Genomic DNA, 20956 nt, shown 5'->3' on the forward strand with positions numbered 1-20956 from the left:
GTGGCGGACGAGGGACGAGTCCTCCGCGGAGCCGGCGAGGAGCCGGACGCGACCAAGAGCACGGAGCGGTTCGGGGAACGAGCGGGCGGAGTGGCGGACGAGGGACGAGTCCTCCGCGGAGCCGGCGAGGAGCCGGACGCGACCATGGGTACGGAGGGAAGCAAGGGTGCCTAAGCGCACGGACATCCAGTCGATCATGGTGATCGGCTCAGGACCGATCGTGATCGGCCAGGCATGCGAGTTCGACTACTCGGGTACCCAGGCCTGCCGCGTGCTGCGCGCCGAGGGCTTCCGCGTGATCCTCGTCAACAGCAACCCGGCGACCATCATGACCGACCCCGAGTTCGCCGACGCCACCTACGTCGAGCCCATCACCCCCGAGATCGTCGAGAAGATCATCGCCAAGGAGCGGCCCGACGCGCTGCTGCCCACCCTGGGCGGGCAGACCGCGCTGAACACCGCGATCTCCCTGTACGAGGCCGGCGTCCTGGAGCGCTACGAGGTCGAGCTGATCGGCGCCGACGTCGACGCCATCCAGGCGGGCGAGAACCGCGAGCTGTTCAAGGGCATCGTGGCCAAGGTCGCCGAGGAGTACGGCCTCAACGCCGAGTCGGCCCGCTCGTCCGTCTGCCACACCATGGACGAGTGCCTGGCCGCCGCCAGGGAGCTGGGCTACCCGCTGGTGGTACGGCCCTCCTTCACCATGGGCGGGGTCGGCTCCGGTTTCGCGCACGACGAGGAGGGGCTGCGCCGCATCGCCGGGGCGGGCCTCGACGCCTCGCCGACCACCGAGGTGCTCCTTGAGGAGTCCATCCTCGGCTGGAAGGAGTACGAGCTGGAGGTCATGCGCGACCGGGCGGACAACGTGGTGATCGTCTGCTCGATCGAGAACATCGATCCGATGGGCGTGCACACCGGTGACAGCGTCACCGTGGCCCCCGCGCTGACCCTGACCGACCGCGAGTACCAGAACATGCGCGACGTGGCCATCGCGGTCATCCGCGAGGTCGGCGTCGACACCGGCGGCTGCAACATCCAGTTCGCCGTCGAGCCGCGCACCGGCCGCATGGTCGTCATCGAGATGAACCCGCGCGTCTCGCGTTCCTCGGCGCTCGCCTCCAAGGCCACCGGCTTCCCGATCGCGAAGATCGCCGCGAAGCTCGCCATCGGCTACACGCTGGACGAGATCCCCAACGACATCACGAGGGAGACCCCGGCGTCGTTCGAGCCGTCGCTGGACTACATCGTGGTCAAGGTGCCCCGGTTCGCGTTCGAGAAGTTCTCCGGGGCCGACGCGACCCTGACCACTCACATGAAGTCGGTCGGCGAGGCCATGGCGATCGGCCGGTCCTTCCCCGAGGCCCTGCAGAAGGCACTGCGCTCGCTGGAGAAGAAGGGCGCCTCCTTCACCTGGGCGGGCGATCCGGGCGACAGGGACGAGCTCCTGGCCGCCTGCCGTATCCCGCACGACGGGCGCCTGTTCACCATGCAGCAGGCCATCCGCGCCGGGGCAGGCGCCGAGGAGCTGTTCGAGGCCACCCGTGTCGATCCGTGGTTCGTCGACCAGCTGATCGCGATCGACGAGATGGCCGCCGAGCTGCGCGAGGTGCCGCAGCTGACCGCCGAGGTGCTGACCAGGGTCAAGCGGTACGGCTTCAGCGACGCGCAGATCGCCGAGCTGCGCGGCATGACCGAGTCGCGGGTGCGCGACCTGCGCCACGCGCTCGGCGTCCGCCCGGTCTACAACACCGTCGACACCTGCGCCGCCGAGTTCGCCGCCCAGACCCCCTACCTGTACTCCACCTACGACGAGGAGAGCGAGGTCCCCTACGGGGAGCGCCCCAAGGTCCTCATCCTCGGTTCGGGGCCCAACAGGATCGGCCAGGGCATCGAGTTCGACTACGCGTGTGTGCACGCCTCCTTCGAGCTGTCGGCGGCCGGCTACGAGACCGTCATGGTCAACTGCAACCCCGAGACGGTCTCCACCGACTACGACACCTCCGACCGCCTCTACTTCGAGCCGCTCACCCTGGAGGACGTCCTGGAGGTCGTCCACGCCGAGCAGCAGACCGGCCCCGTCGCGGGCGTCATCGTCCAGCTCGGCGGCCAGACCCCGCTCGGCCTGGCCCAGGCGCTCAAGGACGCCGGTGTCCCGATCGTCGGCACCTCGCCCGAGTCGATCCACCTCGCCGAGGAGCGCGGCGCGTTCGGCCGGGTCCTCGCCGAGGCGGGCCTGCCCGCCCCCAAGCACGGCGTGGCGGTGACCTCCGACGAGGCGCTGGTCATCGCCGCGGAGATCGGCTACCCGGTGCTGGTGCGCCCCTCCTACGTGCTGGGCGGCGCGGGCATGGCCATCGTCTACGACGACGAGACCCTGATCGCCTACATGGCCAAGGCGGGCGCGGCCAGCGACCACCCGGTGCTGGTGGACAAGTTCCTCGACGAGGCCGTGGAGATCGACGTCGACGCGCTCTTCGACGGCGAGGAGCTCTACCTCGGCGGCGTGATGGAGCACATCGAGGAGGCCGGCATCCACTCCGGCGACTCGGCGTGCTCGCTGCCGCCGATGACACTGGGAAGCTACGACATCAAGCGCATCCGCGCCGCCACCGAGGCCATCGCCAGGGGCGTGGGCGTGCGCGGCCTGCTCAACGTGCAGTACGCCATGTCGGCCAACATCCTGTATGTGCTGGAGGCCAACCCCCGCGCCAGCCGTACCGTCCCGTTCGTCTCCAAGGCCACGGCGGTGCCGCTGGCCAAGGCGGCGGCCCGGGTGATGATGGGCGCCACGGTGGCCGAACTGCGCGCCGAGGGCCTGCTGCCGGAGAGCGGTGACGGCGGCACCATGCCGCTGGACGCGCCCATCGCGGTCAAGGAGGCCGTGCTGCCCTTCAACCGGTTCCGCGGCGTGGACATCGTGCTCAGCCCCGAGATGCGCTCCACCGGCGAGGTCATGGGCATCGACGAGTTCTTCGGCACCGCCTACGCCAAGTCGCAGGCCGCCGCGTACGGCTCGCTGCCCACCAAGGGGCGGGCGTTCGTCTCGGTCGCCAACCGTGACAAACGCGCCATGATCTTCCCGGTCAAGGCCCTCGCCGACCTCGGCTTCGAGATCCTCGCCACCGAGGGCACCGCCGAAGTCCTGCGCCGCAACGGTGTCCGTGCCAAGATCGTGCGCAAGCACAGCGAGGGAGCCGGTCCCGCGGGTGAGCAGACCATCGTCCGGCGCATCCTGGACGGGGAGGTGGATCTCATCGTCAACACCCCCTTCGGCAGCCCCGGCCAGTCGGGACCCCGCCTGGACGGCTACGAGATCCGCACCGCCGCCGTGCTGCGCGCCATCCCCTGCATCACCACGGTTCAGGGCCTGGCCGCGGCGGTGCAGGGCATCCAGGCGATCGTCCGCGGCGACATCGGCGTACGGTCCCTTCAGGAGCACGCGAAGCGGTTGCGGAGCGGTTGAGGAGTGAGGCCGGCGCCCCAGCGGAGGTGAGGAAGACGCCTGTTACTCCGGTGCAGGTGACAGGCACGGTGCTGACGACGCGCCGCGTCGACGCCTACCATGCGCTCACCGTGGTGGCGCCCGGCATCGCCGAGCGCTTCCGGCCCGGCCACTTCGTCGGGGTGGCCGTGGGCGGGGCGCAGACGTCGATGCTGACGCGCCGTGCCTTCTTCGTCCACGACGTCAAGCCCGACTACGGCGGTACCGTCGAGTTCGTCTTCTCGGTGAGCGGGCCGGGCACGGCCTGGCTGGCCGACCGGCGCGCCCGCGACACCCTCGACCTGGTGGGTCCGCTCGGCCGCCCGTTCCCGCTGCCCAGAGACCCGGTGACCTGCGTCCTGGTCGGCGCCGAGCACGGCTCGGCGACGCTGTTCACCGTGGCCGACGCCCTCCAGCGGCGTGGTTGCCGCGTCGACTTCGTGCTCGGCGCGGCCTCGGCCGACCGGGTGTTCGGCGCCCTGCGGGCCAGGAGGATGGGGGAGACGACCACGCTGACCACCGAGGACGGCTCCCTGGGCATGCGCGGCCGGGTGACCGACGTGCTGCCCGGCGTGATCGCCGACGTACGGGCCGACGCGGTCTACGCCTGCGGTCCGATGCCGATGCTGCACGGCGTCACCACGGTGGCCGTCGAGTTCGACATCCCCGTCCAGGTGGCGGTCGAGGAGCGGATGGCGTGCGGGATCGGCGTGTGCATGACGTGCGTGCTGCCGGTCATCGGGGACGACGGGGTGACCCGGATGGTGCGCTCGTGCGTCGAGGGACCGGTCTTCAGGGGTGAGCGCGTCCGCTTCGACGACGTCGGGACGATCCCGTTCGACGCGCTGGGAGCGCCCGGTGGAGGAATACGGAATGCCGGTTGACATGCGGACGTACCTGGGGCACGTGGAACTGGTCAACCCCGTCACCACGGCCGCCGGGTGCGCGGCGTCCGGCTCCGAACTCGCCCAGTTCTTCGACCTCGCCCGGATCGGCGCGCTGACCACCCGGTCGATCACGATGGCCCCCAGGGCGGGCCGTCCGACCCCCAGGATGGCCGAGACGCCCTCGGGCATGCTCAACGCCGTCGGGCTCCAGGGGCCGGGTGTGGACGCCTTCCTGGAGCGTGAGCTGCCCTGGCTGGCCCAGCGGGGCGTGCGGACCGTGGTGTCCATCGGCGGCGGCACCGTGGCCGAGTACACCGCACTGGCCCGCAGGCTCACCGACGCGCCCGGCGTCACCGCCGTGGAGGTCAACCTGTCGTGCCCCAACATCGAGGACCGGGGCAGGGTCTTCGCCCGCGACGGCGCGGCCTCCGCCGAGGTGATCGCCTCGGTGCGCTCGGTGATGCGCTACGACGTGCCGGTGGTGGCCAAGCTCTCCCCGGACGTCATGGACATCGTGAGCGTGGCCCGCGCGTGCGTGGACGGCGGCGCCGACGCCCTGTCGATGATCAACAATCCGCTCGGCATGAGCATCGACACCGAGGCCATGCGGCCCGTGCTCGCGGCGGTCACCGGCGGCCTGTCGGGCCCCGCGGTCAGGCCACTGGCCGTACGCTGCGTATGGCAGGTCCACGCGGCCCTGCCCAGCGTGCCCATCATCGGCATGGGCGGCGTGCTGACCGGCAGGGACGCCTTCGAGTTCATCCTCGCCGGAGCCTGCGTCGTCGCCGTGGGGACCGCACTGTTCCACGACCCCTACGCCTGCCTGCGCATCCTCCGCGAGCTTGAGGAGATCCTGGCGGCCCGGGGGTTCCACCGGCTGGCCGACGCGGTCGGGCTGGCACACCGCCCGCCGGGGGCGTCCACCCGGCACCGGATAGACCTTGAGGAGAGTTCCCTGTGACGCCCGCACCCATCGCCGTCGCCCTGGACGCGCCAGACCTCGAGACCGCGGCTCACTGGGCCAGCCTGGTCACTCCACACGTCACCACGGTCAAGGTCGGGCTGGAACTCTACCTCCGCTACGGCCCCGACGTGATCGCCTCGGTCCGGGGGGCGAGCGGGGTGCGGGTCTTTCTCGACCTTAAACTCCACGACATCCCCAACACCGTCGCGGGCGCAGCCAGGGCCGTGGCCAGGCTCAAGCCCGCCATCCTGACGGTCCACGCCACCGGCGGCCCGGCGATGATCCGGGCGGCGGTGGAGGCCATGCCCAACACCCAGATCGCGGCGGTGACATTGCTCACGTCGCTCTCGGAGGCCGATCTGGAGCAGATGGGCGTCAGGGGCCCGTCCGAGGACGCCGTGCGCCGTCTGTCGGCCATGGCCGTCGCCGCGGGCGCCCAGGCCCTCGTCTGCTCGCCGCGCGAGGTGGCCGCGGTGCGTGCCGAGGTCGGGCCCGACATCACGCTCATCACCCCCGGTGTCCGCCCCGCCGGCGCCGAGAGTCAGGATCAGGCAAGAGTAGCGACTCCCGAGCAGGCTTTCGCCGACGGGGCGGACCTTCTCGTGATCGGCCGCCCGATCACCGGCTCCGCCGACCCCGGCGCGACGGCCGCGGGCATCGCCGCGGCCCTCCGGCGCACCTCCGCGGCCGCCGGACACGGCGCATGACACAACCCCGGAAAACTCGGCGTTGAGCGTAGTTTTGTCCACACAGGGCGATGTCGTGAGCACGGAAAGTCACGAAGTAGATTTTCTAGGGGGATAAAGTGGTCTTGACGTTGCTTGAAGCGCCATGACCAGCTAGTTTCCCTTCCCGTCCGAGTACATCGACAGGAAATTCGAGGTGACCCGGCGTGGCTCTTCCTCCCCTAACCCCTGAGCAGCGCGCCGCAGCCCTAGAGAAGGCTGCCAAGGCCCGCCGAGAGCGTGCCGAGGTGAAGAACCGCCTGAAGCACGGTGCGGTCTCTCTGGCTGAGGTGCTCAAAGACGGGCAGGCCGACGACGTCATCGGCAAGATGAAGGTTTCGGCCCTTCTTGAGTCGCTCCCCGGCGTGGGTAAGGTTCGCGCCAAGCAGCTCATGGAGCGGCTTGGCATCGCCGAGTCCCGCCGCGTGCGGGGCCTGGGTACGAACCAGCGGGCTTCGCTCGAGCGTGAGTTCGGCGGGGCCGAGAGCTAATCTCGGTTCAAACGACCACGTTCACCCCATATGGGGACAGCATCACGGGGGGTTTGGAGTGACCGGAACGTCGCGGTCCGGCAAGAGCCGGGCTCCGGAGGCAACCGCCGAGGGCGGAGCCGGTCGCTCCACATCCTCGGCCGGAGGTCCGAAGGGGGCGCGAGCCCTCGCCGGACTCCCGGCCGGTAGGCGTCTGACGGTCCTGTCCGGGCCGTCCGGCGTCGGCAAGTCCACGGTCGTCGCCGAGCTTCGGCGGGCACACCCGGAGGTGTGGCTGTCGGTCTCGGTGACCACCAGGAAACCCCGTCCCGGGGAGACCCACGGGGTCGAGTACTTCTTCGCCGACGACGAGGAGTTCGACCGCCTCGCCGCCTCCGGCGAGCTGCTCGAGTGGGCCGAGTTCGCCGGGAACCGGTACGGAACGCCGCGTGGCCCGGTGCTCGAGAAACTCGCCGCCGGGGTGCCCACGCTGCTGGAGATCGACCTCCAGGGCGCCAGGCAGGTCCGGGCGACCATGCCCGAGGCCCTGCTGGTCTTCCTGGCCCCCCCGACCTGGGAGGAGCTGGAGAAGCGCCTGCGCGGCCGGGGCACCGAGCCCGAGGACGTCATCGCCCGCCGCCTGGCGGCCGGCCGGATCGAGATGGCGGCCGAGCAGGAGTTCGACCTGACGCTCGTCAACACGTCAGTCCAGGATGTATGTCATCGGCTGATAGCCTTGTTGGCTGATGCTCCCGAGGGTTCACGCCTCGGACGTTCACCTAGCTAGGGGAAATCACACGTGGCAACCAGCGCCGCCTACTCCGAAGGCATCACCAACCCGTCGATCGACGCCCTGCTCGACATCGTCGACAGCAAGTACAGTCTCGTGATCTTCGGCTCCAAGCGGGCGCGTCAGATCAACGCCTACTACTCCCAGCTCGGCGAGGGCCTGCTCGAGTACGTCGGCCCGCTCGTCGAGACCCACGCGCAGGAGAAGCCGCTCTCCATCGCGCTGCGCGAGGTCAGCGAGGGCCTGCTCACCTCCGAGCCGATCGAGGGCTGACCCACCTCGATGCCGACCTCCGTGGTTCCCCGCAAGCCGAGGGTCGTCCTCGGTGTGAGCGCGGGCATTGCCGCCTACAAGGCGTGCGAGCTGCTGCGCCTGTTCACCGAGTCCGGCCACGAGGTGCGCGTGGTCCCGACCAGGGAGGCGCTCCGCTTCGTCGGTGAGCCGACCTGGGCCGCGCTGTCCGGCAACCCGGTCACGACCGACGTCTGGGAGTCGGTGCACGAGGTGCCGCACGTCCGCATCGGGCAGGGCGCCGACCTGGTGGTCGTCGCGCCGGCCACCGCCGACGTGCTCGCCAAGGCCGCCCACGGGCTGGCCGGCGACCTGCTGACCAACACCCTGCTCACCGCGCGCTGCCCGGTGGTGTTCGCCCCCGCGATGCACACCGAGATGTGGGAGCACCCCGCGACCCGCGCGAACGTGGCCACGCTCCGCGAGCGCGGCTCGATCGTCGTCGATCCCGCGGTGGGCCGCCTGACCGGGGCCGACACCGGCCCCGGCCGCCTGCCGGACCCGAAGGAGATCTTCGAGGTCTGCCGCGGCGTCCTCTCCGGGCGCCCCGCGGACCTGGCGGGCCGTCGCCTGGTGATCTCCGCGGGCGGCACCCGCGAGGCCATCGACCCGGTCCGTTTCATCGGTAACCGTTCCTCGGGACTGCAGGGTTACGCCCTGGCCCGCACGGCCGTCGCCCGAGGGGCGGAGGTCACCCTGGTGGCCGCCAACGTCGCCCTGCCCGACCCCGCGGGAGTCAAGATGGTCCGGGTCACCTCGGCCCTGGAGTTGCGCGACGCCGTGCTGGAGGCGGTGGAGGGCGCCGACGCCGTGGTCATGGCCGCCGCCGTCGCCGACTTCCGGCCCTCGGCGCGGAGCGGGTCGAAGATCAAGAAGACCGCCGATGAGCCTGACGCCATTCATCTGGTGAAAAATCCGGACATCCTTGCGGAGCTGGGGGAACGGCGCCGTGCGGGGCTCAAGCCGTACCCTCAGGTGATCGCGGGATTCGCGGCCGAGACCGACGACGTCCTCGCCAACGGGCGGGCCAAACTCACCCGCAAGGGCTGTGATCTGCTCGTCGTCAACCAGGTCGGCGACGATCTCGCCTTCGGCACCCCCGACAACGCGGCGGTGGTCCTCCTCGCGGACGGGGAGCAGGTCGACATCCCGCGCGGTCCCAAGGAGGCCCTTGCCGACGTGCTCTGGGACCTCGTCGCCGCACGCCTGGCCTGACCACTTGCCGTAGCCCGACTCCCGGCGGATACTGCCTCCCAGAGCCCTGCCACATCGCAGCCGGGAGGGGTTTGGATCATGCCTGTCGCCGCCGCGGTCAGGGCACGATGCCGAGCGCTGCTTCCTCCGGGGGAGGAGATCCACTACGTCCTGCCGGCTCTGTCGGTGGGCACCCCGGGCATGGCGACCTTCCTCATCGTGATCACTGACCGCACCATCTACCTGCTCTCCACCAAGTTCTTCGACCGCGACGCGCCGACCTCGGTGTACGCCACCCACGCCCGGCGCACCCGGCTCGGCCCGCTGGAGTTCTCCGCGGGCGCGGCCATCCAGCTCGGTGGCATGGTGTTCGAGATCGAGGAGGAGTACGCCGCGGTGATCTCCGCCGCAGACGCCGAGGTCTTCGCCCCGGAGACGTTGCCGCCCGACCCGCTGCCCGATCTGTGAACCGGGCTGTGAGCCCCTGGGGATCCGGGTGGGGCGGGGGCTGCGCATCCCGCCCGCGAGATGTGGGTGAGCCCGGGAGCCAGGGCTTTGAGTCCCGGGCCAGTGAGGTGAGCCGGGGATTTCGTGGGCTCCGGATCCTTTCTGGGCGACTTCCGGAACGTGTCCCGCCTCACGTCATGGCAGGTGGGTTTCCCCGCGATGGATTCCGGTGAACCCGCAGCCCTTCCAGTACATGATCTGAACATTTAGGGTGACACGATCTGAGACGGTTTCGCGGCCCCGCATCAGGTGGGGCTAGAATTCGCCGGAGCGCTACTGGTGTCCTGCCGATGCCAGAGCCCCAGACGCCAGCAGCCGCTGCATGAGGAGCCACTGACTTGTCCCGTCGCCTGTTCACCTCCGAGTCGGTCACAGAGGGCCACCCGGACAAGATCGCCGACCAGATCAGTGACGCGATTCTCGACGCCATGCTCAAGGGTGACCCCAAGAGCCGCGTCGCGGTCGAGACGCTGATCACCACCGGTCAGGTCCACGTCGCCGGAGAGGTGACGACGGAGACCTACGTCGACATTCCCGGTCTCATCCGGGAGAAGATCCTCGAGATCGGTTACGACGCCTCGCACAAGGGCTTCGACGGCGCCTCCTGTGGCGTGTCGGTGTCCATCGGTGCGCAGTCGCCCGACATCGCCCAGGGCGTCGACGACGCCTACGAGAACCGCGAGGGCGAGGCGGGCGACGAGCTCGACCGCCAGGGCGCCGGTGACCAGGGCCTGATGTTCGGCTACGCCTGCCGCGAGACCCCCGAGCTGATGCCGCTGCCGATCCAGCTGGCGCACCGCCTGGCCGAGCGCCTGTCGCAGGTCCGCAAGGACGGCACGGTGCCCTACCTGCGCCCCGACGGCAAGACCCAGGTCACCGTCGAGTACGACGGCGACAAGCCGGTCCGGCTCGACACCGTGGTCGTCTCCACCCAGCACGCGGCCGAGATCGACCTCAAGGAGATGCTCGCTCCCGACATCAAGGAGCACGTGGTCGACCCGGTCCTGGCCGGCCTGGAGATCGAGACCGAGGGCTACCGCCTCCTGGTCAACCCGACCGGCCGCTTCGAGATCGGCGGCCCGATGGGCGACGCCGGCCTGACCGGTCGCAAGATCATCGTTGACACCTACGGCGGCATGTCCCGCCACGGTGGCGGCGCCTTCTCCGGCAAGGACCCGTCCAAGGTCGACCGCTCGGCCGCCTACGCCATGCGCTGGGTCGCGAAGAACATCGTGGCCGCCGGTCTGGCCGACCGCGCCGAGGTCCAGGTCGCCTACGCCATCGGCAAGGCGCACCCGGTCGGCGTGTTCGTCGAGACCTTCGGCACCGAGAAGATCGAGATCAGCAAGATCCAGGAAGCCGTGGTCAAGGTCTTCGACCTGCGCCCGGCCGCGATCATCCGCGACCTCGACCTGCTCCGCCCGATCTACTCGGGCACCTCCGCCTACGGTCACTTCGGTCGCGAGGGCTTCTCCTGGGAGTCCACCGACCGGGCCGACTCCCTGCGCGCCGCCGCCGGTCTCTGACGACCCGCACACTCCAGACGGCCCCCGTGAAAACTCATTCACGGGGGCCGTCGCACGTCCAGGCCGAGGGCTTCTCGACGGTGAACTGGGCCCAGACGGCGTGGCCGTGGGATTGGCTGCCTCGGCAGCCGACCTGGGAGGCCAGGGCGGTGACCGGGGGGTGACAGGGGGGAGCCCCCTGCCGCCCTCACCGAGGAGGGCGGGGTGGACGACGGCGGGGACGGAGCCCTGGCCGGAGTCGTAGACCGTCACCCGGGTGACCTCGGGTCTGCGGACGACCTCGACGACGAACGTGCCGTACGGCGTTGGCGGCGAGTTCGGCGACGATCTGCTCCGCGTCCCGCTGAAAGGACGAGTCCGCCGGCAGGAACCTGACGAAGCGCCGAACCTCCGGGGCTGACGGCGGCCCAGGCCGAGGCGACGCTGAAGGCGGACATCGACTGGTTGATGAATTTGCTTGCTGTGAAAGAGGTCAAAGTAACGGACAGGGGTGGAAAGGACATCCCCTGTGATGGGGAGAAGGTGAGGAGAACATATGCTGTCGCCGGCGTCAAAAGGTCCGACGTAGATGATTCGATAAACATGCTCAATATGCTGGCCGGTGGCCTGGGGAGACGGGGATGCAAGATTTCATCCGTCGATCGGGAAGCGCCGAGAGGCGAGCTGGTAAAGAAGGATTCGCGCGTCAAAACAGTAACCACATCCTCCCGGAAAAATAATTTCGTCGTCTCCGGGGAGGCGGAATGTCTCCGGATGAATTAAAGCCGGTTTCATCCAAATGGGATGGGGGTGCCTTGGGTCTTGTCTTTGGCTCCTTCAAAGAAAACGTCGAGCTGCGTCGCGGCTCCTCCGGCGGTGCCGAGGTCTCCGCTCCCGGATGCGTTGCGGATCAGCCGGTCGGTTTCGGGTCCTTGGCGAGTTCCTTGAAGGGAAGCAGGCAGCCGTCTTTCCCGGCGATGGGAGGCTGATCGAAGGCCGGATCGTTCGGGGGGACCGGGGCCCGGTCCGCCGGGGAGTCGGACTCCTGGATCATCTGGTTGCGCCTGCACAGTCGCGGGATCTCCTGTTCCAGTCGGCCTTCGATCTCGCGGATCCGCAGCGCCGCGGACCGGTCGGCGCCCGCTGAGGAAAGCGCGTTCAGAATTCTCGCGGTCTCCTCACCGATCACTTTCCGCGCCTGCTCCAGCGACGCGATGAATTGCTCCATCAACTCCGGGTCAATTCCGGAGATGACCCGTCTTCCGACGCCGCAGGCGGCGTCGGCCTCGTATCGAAAGCCTCCCGTCGAAGGCAATCCCCGGTTTCACCTTAGACATCTGGATTGCCATCAGATAGGAATTCGATCGGCTGGGAGCCTCAGGCGTGGGCGGCTCCGGCGAGGATGCCGCCATACTGGATGGCGACCAGGTGGCGGATCGGAATCGTCTCGTCGGGGGTGCCCGCCTCGGCCTCGGCGCACCATTTGGCGTAGGTGTCCGACAGCGTGCGGGCCCGCGCCCGGATGGTCGGGGTGCCGTTGCCGACGGCGAGTTCGCCCTCCAGCGCGCGCAGCAGCATGCCCCCGAACCTGAGCCGGACGCTGTGCGCGGTGTCGCGGCAGGACTGCCGCTCGGCGACGGTGGCCGGCCGGTCGCTCTCCGGCGCCCGCGCGTGGTGCTCGGCGGTGGTGGCCATCCCCTCGATCGGAGATGCCGGGCGCGGACCCCTGGCTTCAGCCATGGGGGTAAGCCCGGCGTGGGAAGGCGCTCCAGCGCCTGAGCGTGCCTTGACCGGAACCTGCTGCGGCAGCGCACCACGCGCTGGTACAGTCAGTCGCGGTCGAACGCGTGAGCGATAACCAAGCTCGCAACTTTGGCCGTTACTCACCGCCGGGAGGGCGGAGCCTGCGTCGCCCAGAACGGGATCGTGGGCTGGGGCGTGGAAACCCGCGTAAACGGGGCCGGAAGGTGAACCGCCAAGCAACAGCGTCGCGACCATGCGCAGAGTCGCATGGTTGGGACGGTTGGAATCCCCCGGATTCATCCGTGGGGAGCGCTTCAAGTAGTCGTAGGTGTCCTCCATCCGCGGGGCGAGGAAGACCGACTCCTCCAGGGTCCGTACCGAGGGGTGCTCGGGCTCGCCCGCGTGCAGCGGCACGCCGTACCGGCCCGGCAGGGACTTGAGCAGGGCCTGCAGTTCGGGCACCGGGCGGTTGAGGTAGAAGAACGCCCCGCCCATCTCGCTGTTGTGCAGGGTGGTCATGAACGCCGGGCGGGTGTCGTCGATCAGCCGCATCAGCGCCAGTGTCTCGGGCATCACCCGGTCGAAGTAGGCGCGCTTGTAGGCGAAGGGGAAGGTCCACTCGACCTGCTCGTCACCCGCCGGACGGTAGAAGTGCCTGCCGTAGTGCGCTTTGGTGAACGGCCCGGCGACCACCCCTCGTTGAGCCTGGTCCCGTCCGGGTCGAGGCAGCCCACGATGTGCCAGGTGTGACCGGTGGCCTCGCGCAGCGCGGCGCTCTCGCACAGCCGGGTGGCGAGATGGATCACGGTGAGCCCGCCGATGGGCTCGTTGGGGTGCGGCATGGCGCCGACCAGCGCGTGACGTGGCCCGTCACCGACGCTCAGGCAGAGGATCGGCTCACCCAGGGCGGAGCTGCCCACCCGCCTCAGCGAGGCGACGCCGGGATGGTCGGCGGCCAGCCGGGTGAGGGCGGCCGTGATCTCGTCCACGGTGGCGAACCGGTCATGGTCGGGAACGGAGTCGAGTTCGTCGTTCAGCAGGGGGTCTGTCACCCCCGACAGTCTGCCGAGCGGGCCTCGGTCCCGGGAGTCCGGAATGAGTGATCGGTCGGGTTTGTCGGGCGGGGGACCCGTTGCCCCGGCAGCCGAGGGGAGGGGGCGTCGGTCGTCCGCCTAGAGTCTCCTCATGTCCTCTCCCTCTGTTCGCCTGCTGCTGCGTAACGCGCGGATCGGTCTCGGTGGGCCGCCGCGCCATGTCCTGATCGTTGACGGCCGGGTCGCGGAGGTGGCCTCGGAGCCTCCTGCCTGCGACGAGTCGGTGGACGTCGGGGGCGCCACCCTGCTGCCGGGGCTGTGGGACGCGCACGTGCACTCCGTGCAGTGGGCACAGGCCCGGCGCAGGATCGATCTGACCTCGGCCCGGTCGGCGCGGGAGGCGGTCGACCTCGTCGCCCCGCAGGCGGGTACGTCCGGGTTCACGGTCGGCTACGGCTTCCGCGACGGCCTGTGGCCGGACACGCCGGACAAGTCGCTGCTGGAGGCGGCGGCGCCGGGTTGCCCGATCGTGCTGGTGAGCAATGACCTGCACACCGCCTGGTTCAGCCCGGCCGCGCTGGCGGTGATCGGCAGGGGCGGGCATCCGACGGGGGTGCTGCGCGAGCGCGACTGCTACGACGCGATGGCCCAGATGCCTCCGCCCCCCGAGGACGAGCTGGACCGCTGGGTGGCCGAGGCCACCACCGCCGCCGCGGCCAGAGGTGTCGTCGGCGTGCTGGACTTCGAGTTCGCCGACAACGTCACCGACTGGACCCGGCGGATCTCGCGGGGGGCGGTCGACGTCCGGGTCAGCTGCTCGATCCCGGTGAACCGGCTCGAAGAGGCGATCGATCGCGGGTTGCGCACCGGGGAGCCGGTCGCGGGGTCGGGGGGCCTGCTGGAGGTCGGGCCGGTGAAGACGTTCGTGGACGGTTCGCTGAACACCAGGACCGCCTACTGCGCGGACCCGTATCCCGGTGGCGACGCGCGCGGGCTGCTGGAGACACCGCCGGAGGAGCTGTACGGGGTCATGGAGCTGGCCGCCGGGCATGGGATCGCCCCGGCGGTGCACGCCATCGGCGACCTGGCGGTGGGCATCGCGCTGGACGCCTTCGAGCGGGTCGGCTGCCCGGGGAGGATCGAGCACGCGCAACTGGTCCGCCCGGAGGACTTCGGGAGGTTCGCGAGGCCCGGTCTGGTGGCGGGTGTGCAGCCCGCCCACGCGCCCGACGACCGGGAGGTGGCCGATCTGCACTGGCGGGGGCGGACCGGGCGGGCCTTCGCCTACGCCGACCTGCTGGCCGCGGGGGCGACCCTGGAGCTAGGCTCCGACGCTCCGGTGGCGCCGCTCGACCCATGGGACGGGATCGCCTCCGCCGTGGCCAGGACCGACGACGAGCGGCCGCCGTGGCACCCGGAACAGGCGATCTCGCTGCCGGTGGCGCTGGCGGCGGCCGGCCGGGGCCGCGCCGGGGTGCGCCCGGGCGACCCCGCGGACTTGATGATCACCGAGTACGATCCGGCGGGGCTGGACGGGGACGGTCTCCGTCGTATGCCGATCCTCGGCACCCTGCTCGGTGGCCGCTGGACCCACCGCCGCGCCATCTGACCCGGCAGAACGGGGTGCGGTGGCGGTCCGCCCGGCCGGGTCCACCGCCGTGCCACCCGGTCTGCCCGATTCGCCCGCTTGGAGTCGCCGGCCGATCCAGCCGGTCGGGTTCGGTGGTGGTCCGTCCGGTATGCCGTTCCATGTCCGGTGCTTCGCGCACCCGGTGCCATACCGCCGACGGGCCGACCGTCTGGACGGGGGCCGGCTTCTGGTAGGACAGGCGGGTGACCCACGCCAACCCCTCGCCGGACGATGACGCCCTCCTGCCGCTCGACGCCGTACGCGAGCGGCCCGTGCCTGGCAGGGCCGCCAGGGCAAGGGCGGGGGCCGTCCGAGCGGCGGGGGTGATCCGGGCGCAAGGGGTGGCCGAGCAGGTCAGAGGGGTGCCGGAGCCGGCCGCGGAGCTGCCGGTCGCGCGGGTGGTCGTCGACACCCCGCTGCCGCACCTCGACCGGTTGTTCGACTACCTCGTCCCCGCCCCCCTGGACACCGCCGCGGTGCCGGGGTGCCGGGTCCGGATCAGGTTCGCGGGCAAGCTCGTCGACGGGTTCCTGCTGGAACGGGTGGAGACCACCGAGCACCAGGGCAAGCTGACCCGCCTGGAGCGGGTCGTCTCCGCCGAGCCCGTGCTCACCCCGGAGATCGCCGCGCTGGCCCGGGTGGTGGCCGACCACTACGCCGGGACCATGGCCGACGTGCTGCGCCTGGCCGTCCCGCCCCGCCACGCCAGGGTCGAGGCCGAGGCCGTTCCCGCGGCGGGTACGGCCCCGCCGGCGGAGATGATCGGCGTCGCGGGTGAGACCCGGCGGGAGCCGGAAGCGGGTGAGACCCGGCGGGAGCCGGAAGCGGGTGTGCCCCAGGGCGGGGCCGAAGCGGATGAGACCCGGGGGGAGCCGGAATCCGAGGGACCGGGGCAGCGGACGGATCCGGAGCCGGGAGCGAGGAGCGGGCCGGCCCAGGCACCGGGATGGGGAGGGGAGAGCGGGCCGGATGTGGGGCCGGGGCCGTGGGCGGACTACCGGGAGGGGAAGGCGTTCCTGGCGGCGCTGGCGAAGGGGGGCTCCCCCCGAGCCGTGTGGACCGCTCTGCCGGGCACCGACCAGGACGGGCCCGGGTGGCCACGGGCGGTCGCGGTTGCCGTACGGGAGACCCTGCACGGTGGCAGGGGAGCCCTCGTGGTGCTTCCCGACGGCAAGGACGTGGCCCTGGCCGACGCGGCGCTGAGCGCCGTTCTGGGGCCCGGTGCGCATGTGGCGCTGACGGCGGACCTCGGGCCCGCGGAGCGCTACCGGCGGTGGCTGCGCCTGTCCAGGGGTCAGGTCCGGGTCGCCGTCGGCACCAGGGGGGCGGCGTTCGCCCCGGTCGCCGACCTCGGGCTGGCGGTGATCTGGGACGACGGTGACGACCTGCACTCCGAGCGGCTCGCCCCCTACCCGCACGCCAGGGAGGTCCTCGCACTGCGTGCCCACCGGGCCCGCGCGGGCCTGCTCATCGGCGGGTACGCCCGCACGGCGGAGGCCACCCAGCTCATCGCCACGGGCTGGGCGGGGCCCATCGTCGCGGCCCGCCAGGCGGTCAGGGCCAGGGCGCCGAGGGTCCGCCCGGCGGGGGAGGACTCGGAGCTGGCCAGGGACGAGGCGGCCAGGGCCGCCCGGCTGCCCAGCCTCGCCTGGCGGATCCTGCGCACGGGGTTGGAGAGCGGCCCGGTGCTGGTGCAGGTCCCCCGGCGGGGCTACCTGCCCGCGCTGGCCTGCCAGGGCTGCCGGACGCCGGCCCGCTGCGGGCACTGCGGCGGACCCTTCGCGCTACGTGGTGGCCACGTGGCCCCGTACTGCCGCTGGTGCGGCCGGATCGCCGGCGAGTGGCGCTGCCCCTCCTGCGGCGGGGCGCGGGTGCGGGCCCAGGTGGTCGGTGCCCGCCGCACCGCCGAGGAACTGGGGCGGGCCTTCCCCTCCGTACGGGTCAAGACGTCGGGCAGGGACGGGGTGCTGGCCACGGTCGGCGCGGCCCGGGCACTGGTGGTGGCCACCCCGGGAGCCGAGCCGGTGCCCGAGGGCGGATACGCGGCGGCGGTGCTGCTGGACGGCTGGGCGCTGCTCGGCAGACCGGACCTGCGCGCCGCCGAGGAGACGCTGCGCCGGTGGATGAACGCGGCGGCGCTGCTGCGGCCCGCCGCCGAGCTGGTCGTGCTGGCCGATTCCTCGTTGCCCGTCGTGCAGGCGTTGCTGCGCTGGGATCCGGTGACACATGCCGAGAGAGAACTGGCCGACAGGACAGAACTCGGTTTCCCCCCGGCGGTGAAAATGGCGACGCTCACCGGATCTCCGGCGGGGGTCAGGGAAATGCTCGGTGAGATGGCGCTGCCCCCCGAGGCACAGGTGCTCGGCCCGGTCCCGGTGGCCTCGCCCAAGGGGGATCAAGTGCGGGAACGTGCCATGGTGCGGATCGCGCGAGGCTCCGGCTCCACGCTGGCCGCGGCTCTGAAAGGAGCCGTGGGAGTGCGCTCCGCACGCAAGGCCGCGGAGGTGGTCAAGGTATGCATTGACCCTCTAGATGTGATTTGAGTTGTTTCCCCGATTCGCGGTGCTGGCAGTAAGCCGTTAATTTTCCCCTGTGTCGATCGAATGGGTGAATCGGGCCGTAGACGACCTGCGCGCGTGGGGGCGTGCGCGCGGCCTGGACGTTGACGTGGACGAGGTGCGGCTGCTCTGCGACTACGCGAGTGACTATCTGGACGTGAACGAGCTGGGTGATTTCACCCCTGTCGCCTTCGAGGAGCTGCTGCTCAACATCTATCCACGCAAGGTCATCGCCCCGCCGGAGAGTGCCCCCGAGACCGTCGCCGCCGCCCGCACCCTGGTCGACTTCCTGCTCTCGACCGAGGAGATCGGCGGCAAGATGGCCGTCCGGATGAGGAGCGTCCTCGACCGGATCGAGCCCGAGATGCCCATCGCCCTCGCCGACACCTCCAGGTTCGGCATGGCCAAGAGCCTCTTCAGCGCGATGGGCGCAGACTCGCTGGAGCGAGCCACCGGGAGCACTGAGAGCGCTGGGAACGCGATCCTCTCCGTCTCGGCGGTGCAGGAGGAGCCCGCCGTCGAGCACTGCGACTGCCCCGGCTGCTCGCCGCTTCCCCCGGTGCGCCTGGCGCCCCGCGAGACGCTCGCCCAGAGCGCCCTGCGGGTGCCGCTGCTGACCGACGCGCGCAGGCTGGTCCAGTGGATGCTCGCGGGAGGGCGCACCCCCACCGTCAAGGGCAGGCTCAGGGTCCGTGACGCCACCGAGGCGATCGCCCAGCTCTCGGTGACCGACCCCGGTCTGCTCTGGGAACTCGCGGTCCACACCGGCCTGGTCACCGTCGAGGGCACCGCCATCTTCGACGGCGAGGACTTCGACCCGCTCGACATCTGGGCCGCGACCGTCGAGTTCGTCGTCGAGAAGGAGACCGGCGGTGCCGTGACGGGTGAGGTCTCCCTGGACGAGGAGCTCTACGGCCTGTGCGACATGCTCTACCGGCTCCAGGCACCCGTGCCGATCCCGCTGGTCAGGGAGTACCTGGACGAGATCGGCCTGGTGGAGGAGGGGGAGATCGACGTCCCCGAGGTCGTGCGGCGGCTCGCCTACTGCGGGGTGGCCGAGCCGGGCGACGAACTCCTGGAGCTCACCCCGCTGGCCCTGTGGGGGCTGCACAGGCTCTACACCGACCTGGGCATCGAGGCGCCCCAGGCGGCCGACCTGGCCCTCGCCGACGCACCCGAGCTCATCGAGGGGCTGCTGTCGGGGATGCCCGCCGAGATGGCCGAGGCCGACATCGAGGGCTGGCTGCGGCACAGGAGCCCGGCGCGGGCGGTCACCGAGCTGTTCGGCTCCGTCTCGGGGGCGCCCTCGGTCGCCAGGGGCATCGCGGTGACGATCGTCGACCGCCTCGGCGCCGACGCGGAGGAGGCGGTGCGGGCCTTCCTGGAGGAGCCGGAGCTGCGCCCGCACGCCATCCACTGGCTGGCCGCGCGCGGTCTGGCGGCCCCCGCGCTCACCTCGGAGGAGGTGCTCTGGATGAGCGTGGACATGCTCGTCCTGGCCATGCCCGCCGCCGAGGAGGATCCGGAGACGTTCGCCGAGAACATGTCCGCCTCCGGGCCGCCGCAGAGCGTGATCGAGGAGATGTGGCGGGTCGACCACCCCGAGGTCGTCGAGGTTCTTGAGCTGCTCGGACGCTCCCTGAGGGACCACAACGCGGCCAAGGCGGCCCGCAAGGCGGCTTTCAAGGCACGTTCCCGCGCCATCGGCTGAGCCGTGTATGCGTGAGGCGCGAGTGCAGTAAGTTTCACGGGTGGCAAAGAGCGGGAACAGTGGGAACGTCTTCGACATCGGCGAGCTGCGCAGGCTTGTGGACGAGCTGGGAGCGGCACCCCGCGAGCTGCGAACAGCCGTTCTGGAGGAGTCGGTCACGGCCGCGGGCCGTGACTGCCCCCCGCGCGGCGACGCGCTGAGCTTCCCGCCGGTCGACCTCGCCCCGGACGCCGAGCTGGCCGCGTCCGTGCCGCTGGTGCCGCTGGTGCTCGACGCCCAGCGGCTGGCCGCCTGGACCGGCACCCGCGCGGTGACCCCCGAGGGACTGCTGCCCGACCCGTTCGCGCCGTGCGCGGAGCTCGGCCTGCCGGGCCCGGCGCGGCTGCACCTGCTCTGGGTGGTCGCGGTCAACACCGGCATGCTGCGCATCTCCCGTGGCCGGGTGGACTCCGGCCCGCTGGCGCTCTCCGCCGACCTGCCGCACCGGGCCGTGCTGGGGTTCTGGGACGGCGTGGTCATGGACGTCCTCGACCGTGCGGACGACGACCTGACCGGGTCTCCCGTGATCGACGATCACTTGGCCGAGATGCTCGCCACGCTGTACGCCGTGCGCGAAGGACTGTCCACCGCGACCCTGGTCAAGGGCATCCTGCAGTCGCACCGGGTGGCCTGCGGGGCCGGTCCCGCCGAGATGAGGACGCTGACCGGCACGCTGCCCGCCCAGCTGGAGTCGGCCCTGTCGCTCCTGGGCTACTGCGGGCTGGTCGAGACCTCGCGGGCGGGCAGGCCCCGGCTGACCCCGCTCGGCATGTGGGCCGTCCGCCAGGACCTCATCAGGGAGGGCCACGACGCGCCGACGGGCGCCGAGGTCGCAGTTTTCACCGACCTCGGCGCGCCCGAGCTGGTCGAGGCGATCGTGAAGGGTTCCGCCGCGCCCAGCGCCGTCACCGTGTGGCTGGAGTCCCGCCACCCCGAGGCCGCCGCGCGCGAGCTGGTCAAGGTCGCGGCCTCGGGCACGGCAGGCCGGCGCGGTGTCGCGGGCGCGATCCTGGAGGAGCTCGGCCCCGAGGCCGAGGCCCCGCTCAGGGAGGCGCTCTCCGAGCCCGCCATGTGGCGCTACGCCGCCTCCTGGCTGCACATCCGCGATCTGCCCGCGCCCGCGCTCACCCCCGCGGACAACACCTGGCTCGCGGTCGACTCGCTCGCCTCGCTGCTGGAGCGGGGCGAGGCCTCCGAGGCGATCTGCGAGTTCGACGCGCTCGAACCCGGAGAGGACCTGGTACGCGTGGTCGAGGAGATGGCCCTGGTGGAGCACCCCGACACGTTCGCCGTCCTCGACCTGCTCGGCTCCAGGCACGGCACCGCCGCGGTGGCCAAGTCGGCCCGCAAGGCCGCCATGAAGGCCCGCTCCCGCTGAGGTGCGCGGGAAGGCCCAGGGGAGGCGGCCGGCGCCCTTAGACTGGGGC

Annotated in this window: 17 protein-coding genes; 15 read left to right on the forward strand and 2 right to left on the reverse strand. The window is 71.2% G+C overall.

Features of this window, described 5'->3' with window-relative positions:
* Positions 1-166: 166 nt before the first annotated feature.
* The 11 genes from carB to ABZU75_RS33540 all read left to right on the forward strand — a co-directional run bounded on the left by carB (position 167) and on the right by ABZU75_RS33540 (position 11597).
* Complete coding sequence (gene carB / locus ABZU75_RS33490; protein ID WP_355563081.1) at positions 167-3463, forward strand: carbamoyl-phosphate synthase large subunit; 3297 nt, start codon at positions 167-169, stop codon at positions 3461-3463.
* A gap of 50 nt (positions 3464-3513) precedes the next feature.
* Entirely contained in the window at positions 3514-4365 is an 852-nt protein-coding gene (locus ABZU75_RS33495) for a dihydroorotate dehydrogenase electron transfer subunit (RefSeq protein ID WP_350924430.1), read from the forward strand.
* On the forward strand, positions 4355-5329 hold the full coding sequence (locus ABZU75_RS33500) for a dihydroorotate dehydrogenase (protein WP_030909991.1): 975 nt from the start codon (positions 4355-4357) through the stop codon (positions 5327-5329). Before ABZU75_RS33495 ends, ABZU75_RS33500 begins: the two co-directional genes overlap by 11 nt.
* Positions 5326-6039, forward strand: a complete 714-nt coding sequence (pyrF, locus tag ABZU75_RS33505) for an orotidine-5'-phosphate decarboxylase (RefSeq protein ID WP_350924433.1) — start codon at positions 5326-5328, stop codon at positions 6037-6039. The genes ABZU75_RS33500 and pyrF overlap by 4 nt, the downstream gene beginning before the upstream one ends.
* Positions 6040-6224: 185 nt before the next feature.
* Entirely contained in the window at positions 6225-6548 is a 324-nt protein-coding gene (gene mihF, locus ABZU75_RS33510; protein ID WP_030909986.1) for an integration host factor, actinobacterial type, read from the forward strand.
* 193 nt (positions 6549-6741) lie between these two features.
* On the forward strand, positions 6742-7314 hold the full coding sequence (gene gmk / locus ABZU75_RS33515; protein ID WP_355563125.1) for a guanylate kinase: 573 nt from the start codon (positions 6742-6744) through the stop codon (positions 7312-7314).
* Between the two features lie 12 nt (positions 7315-7326).
* Positions 7327-7590, forward strand: coding sequence for a DNA-directed RNA polymerase subunit omega (rpoZ, locus tag ABZU75_RS33520; protein ID WP_030909981.1), 264 nt, complete (start codon positions 7327-7329; stop codon positions 7588-7590).
* 9 nt (positions 7591-7599) lie between these two features.
* Positions 7600-8823 (forward strand): bifunctional phosphopantothenoylcysteine decarboxylase/phosphopantothenate--cysteine ligase CoaBC, encoded by a 1224-nt coding sequence (coaBC, locus tag ABZU75_RS33525; RefSeq protein ID WP_355563087.1) that lies wholly within the window; start codon positions 7600-7602, stop codon positions 8821-8823.
* 78 nt (positions 8824-8901) lie between these two features.
* Positions 8902-9270 (forward strand): hypothetical protein, encoded by a 369-nt coding sequence (locus ABZU75_RS33530; RefSeq protein WP_355563090.1) that lies wholly within the window; start codon positions 8902-8904, stop codon positions 9268-9270.
* A gap of 377 nt (positions 9271-9647) precedes the next feature.
* Positions 9648-10835 carry a methionine adenosyltransferase gene (metK, locus tag ABZU75_RS33535; protein WP_355563093.1) on the forward strand — a complete coding sequence of 396 codons (1188 nt, stop codon included), beginning with the start codon at positions 9648-9650 and terminating at the stop codon, positions 10833-10835.
* A gap of 447 nt (positions 10836-11282) precedes the next feature.
* Complete coding sequence (locus ABZU75_RS33540) at positions 11283-11597, forward strand: hypothetical protein (protein ID WP_355563095.1); 315 nt, start codon at positions 11283-11285, stop codon at positions 11595-11597.
* A 127-nt stretch (positions 11598-11724) separates the two neighbouring features.
* On the opposite strand, the gene ABZU75_RS33545 is transcribed toward ABZU75_RS33540, so the two are convergent.
* Both ABZU75_RS33545 and ABZU75_RS33550 read right to left on the reverse strand, forming a co-directional pair.
* Complete coding sequence (locus tag ABZU75_RS33545; RefSeq protein WP_355563098.1) at positions 11725-12129, reverse strand: hypothetical protein; 405 nt, start codon at positions 12127-12129, stop codon at positions 11725-11727.
* 1000 nt (positions 12130-13129) lie between these two features.
* Positions 13130-13609, reverse strand: coding sequence for a M14 family zinc carboxypeptidase (locus ABZU75_RS33550; RefSeq protein ID WP_355563101.1), 480 nt, complete (start codon positions 13607-13609; stop codon positions 13130-13132).
* 133 nt (positions 13610-13742) lie between these two features.
* On the opposite strand from ABZU75_RS33550, the gene ABZU75_RS33555 reads away from it, so the two are divergent.
* The 4 genes from ABZU75_RS33555 to ABZU75_RS33570 all read left to right on the forward strand — a co-directional run bounded on the left by ABZU75_RS33555 (position 13743) and on the right by ABZU75_RS33570 (position 20907).
* Complete coding sequence (locus ABZU75_RS33555; protein ID WP_355563104.1) at positions 13743-15200, forward strand: amidohydrolase family protein; 1458 nt, start codon at positions 13743-13745, stop codon at positions 15198-15200.
* A gap of 362 nt (positions 15201-15562) precedes the next feature.
* Positions 15563-17764 (forward strand): primosome assembly protein PriA, encoded by a 2202-nt coding sequence (locus tag ABZU75_RS33560; protein WP_355563128.1) that lies wholly within the window; start codon positions 15563-15565, stop codon positions 17762-17764.
* Between the two features lie 49 nt (positions 17765-17813).
* Complete coding sequence (locus ABZU75_RS33565; RefSeq protein ID WP_355563106.1) at positions 17814-19490, forward strand: hypothetical protein; 1677 nt, start codon at positions 17814-17816, stop codon at positions 19488-19490.
* A 40-nt stretch (positions 19491-19530) separates the two neighbouring features.
* Positions 19531-20907, forward strand: a complete 1377-nt coding sequence (locus ABZU75_RS33570; protein ID WP_355563109.1) for a hypothetical protein — start codon at positions 19531-19533, stop codon at positions 20905-20907.
* Positions 20908-20956: the final 49 nt, after the last annotated feature.

The organism is Streptosporangium sp. NPDC005286 (assembly GCF_040607515.1).
GTDB lineage: Bacteria > Actinomycetota > Actinomycetes > Streptosporangiales > Streptosporangiaceae > Streptosporangium.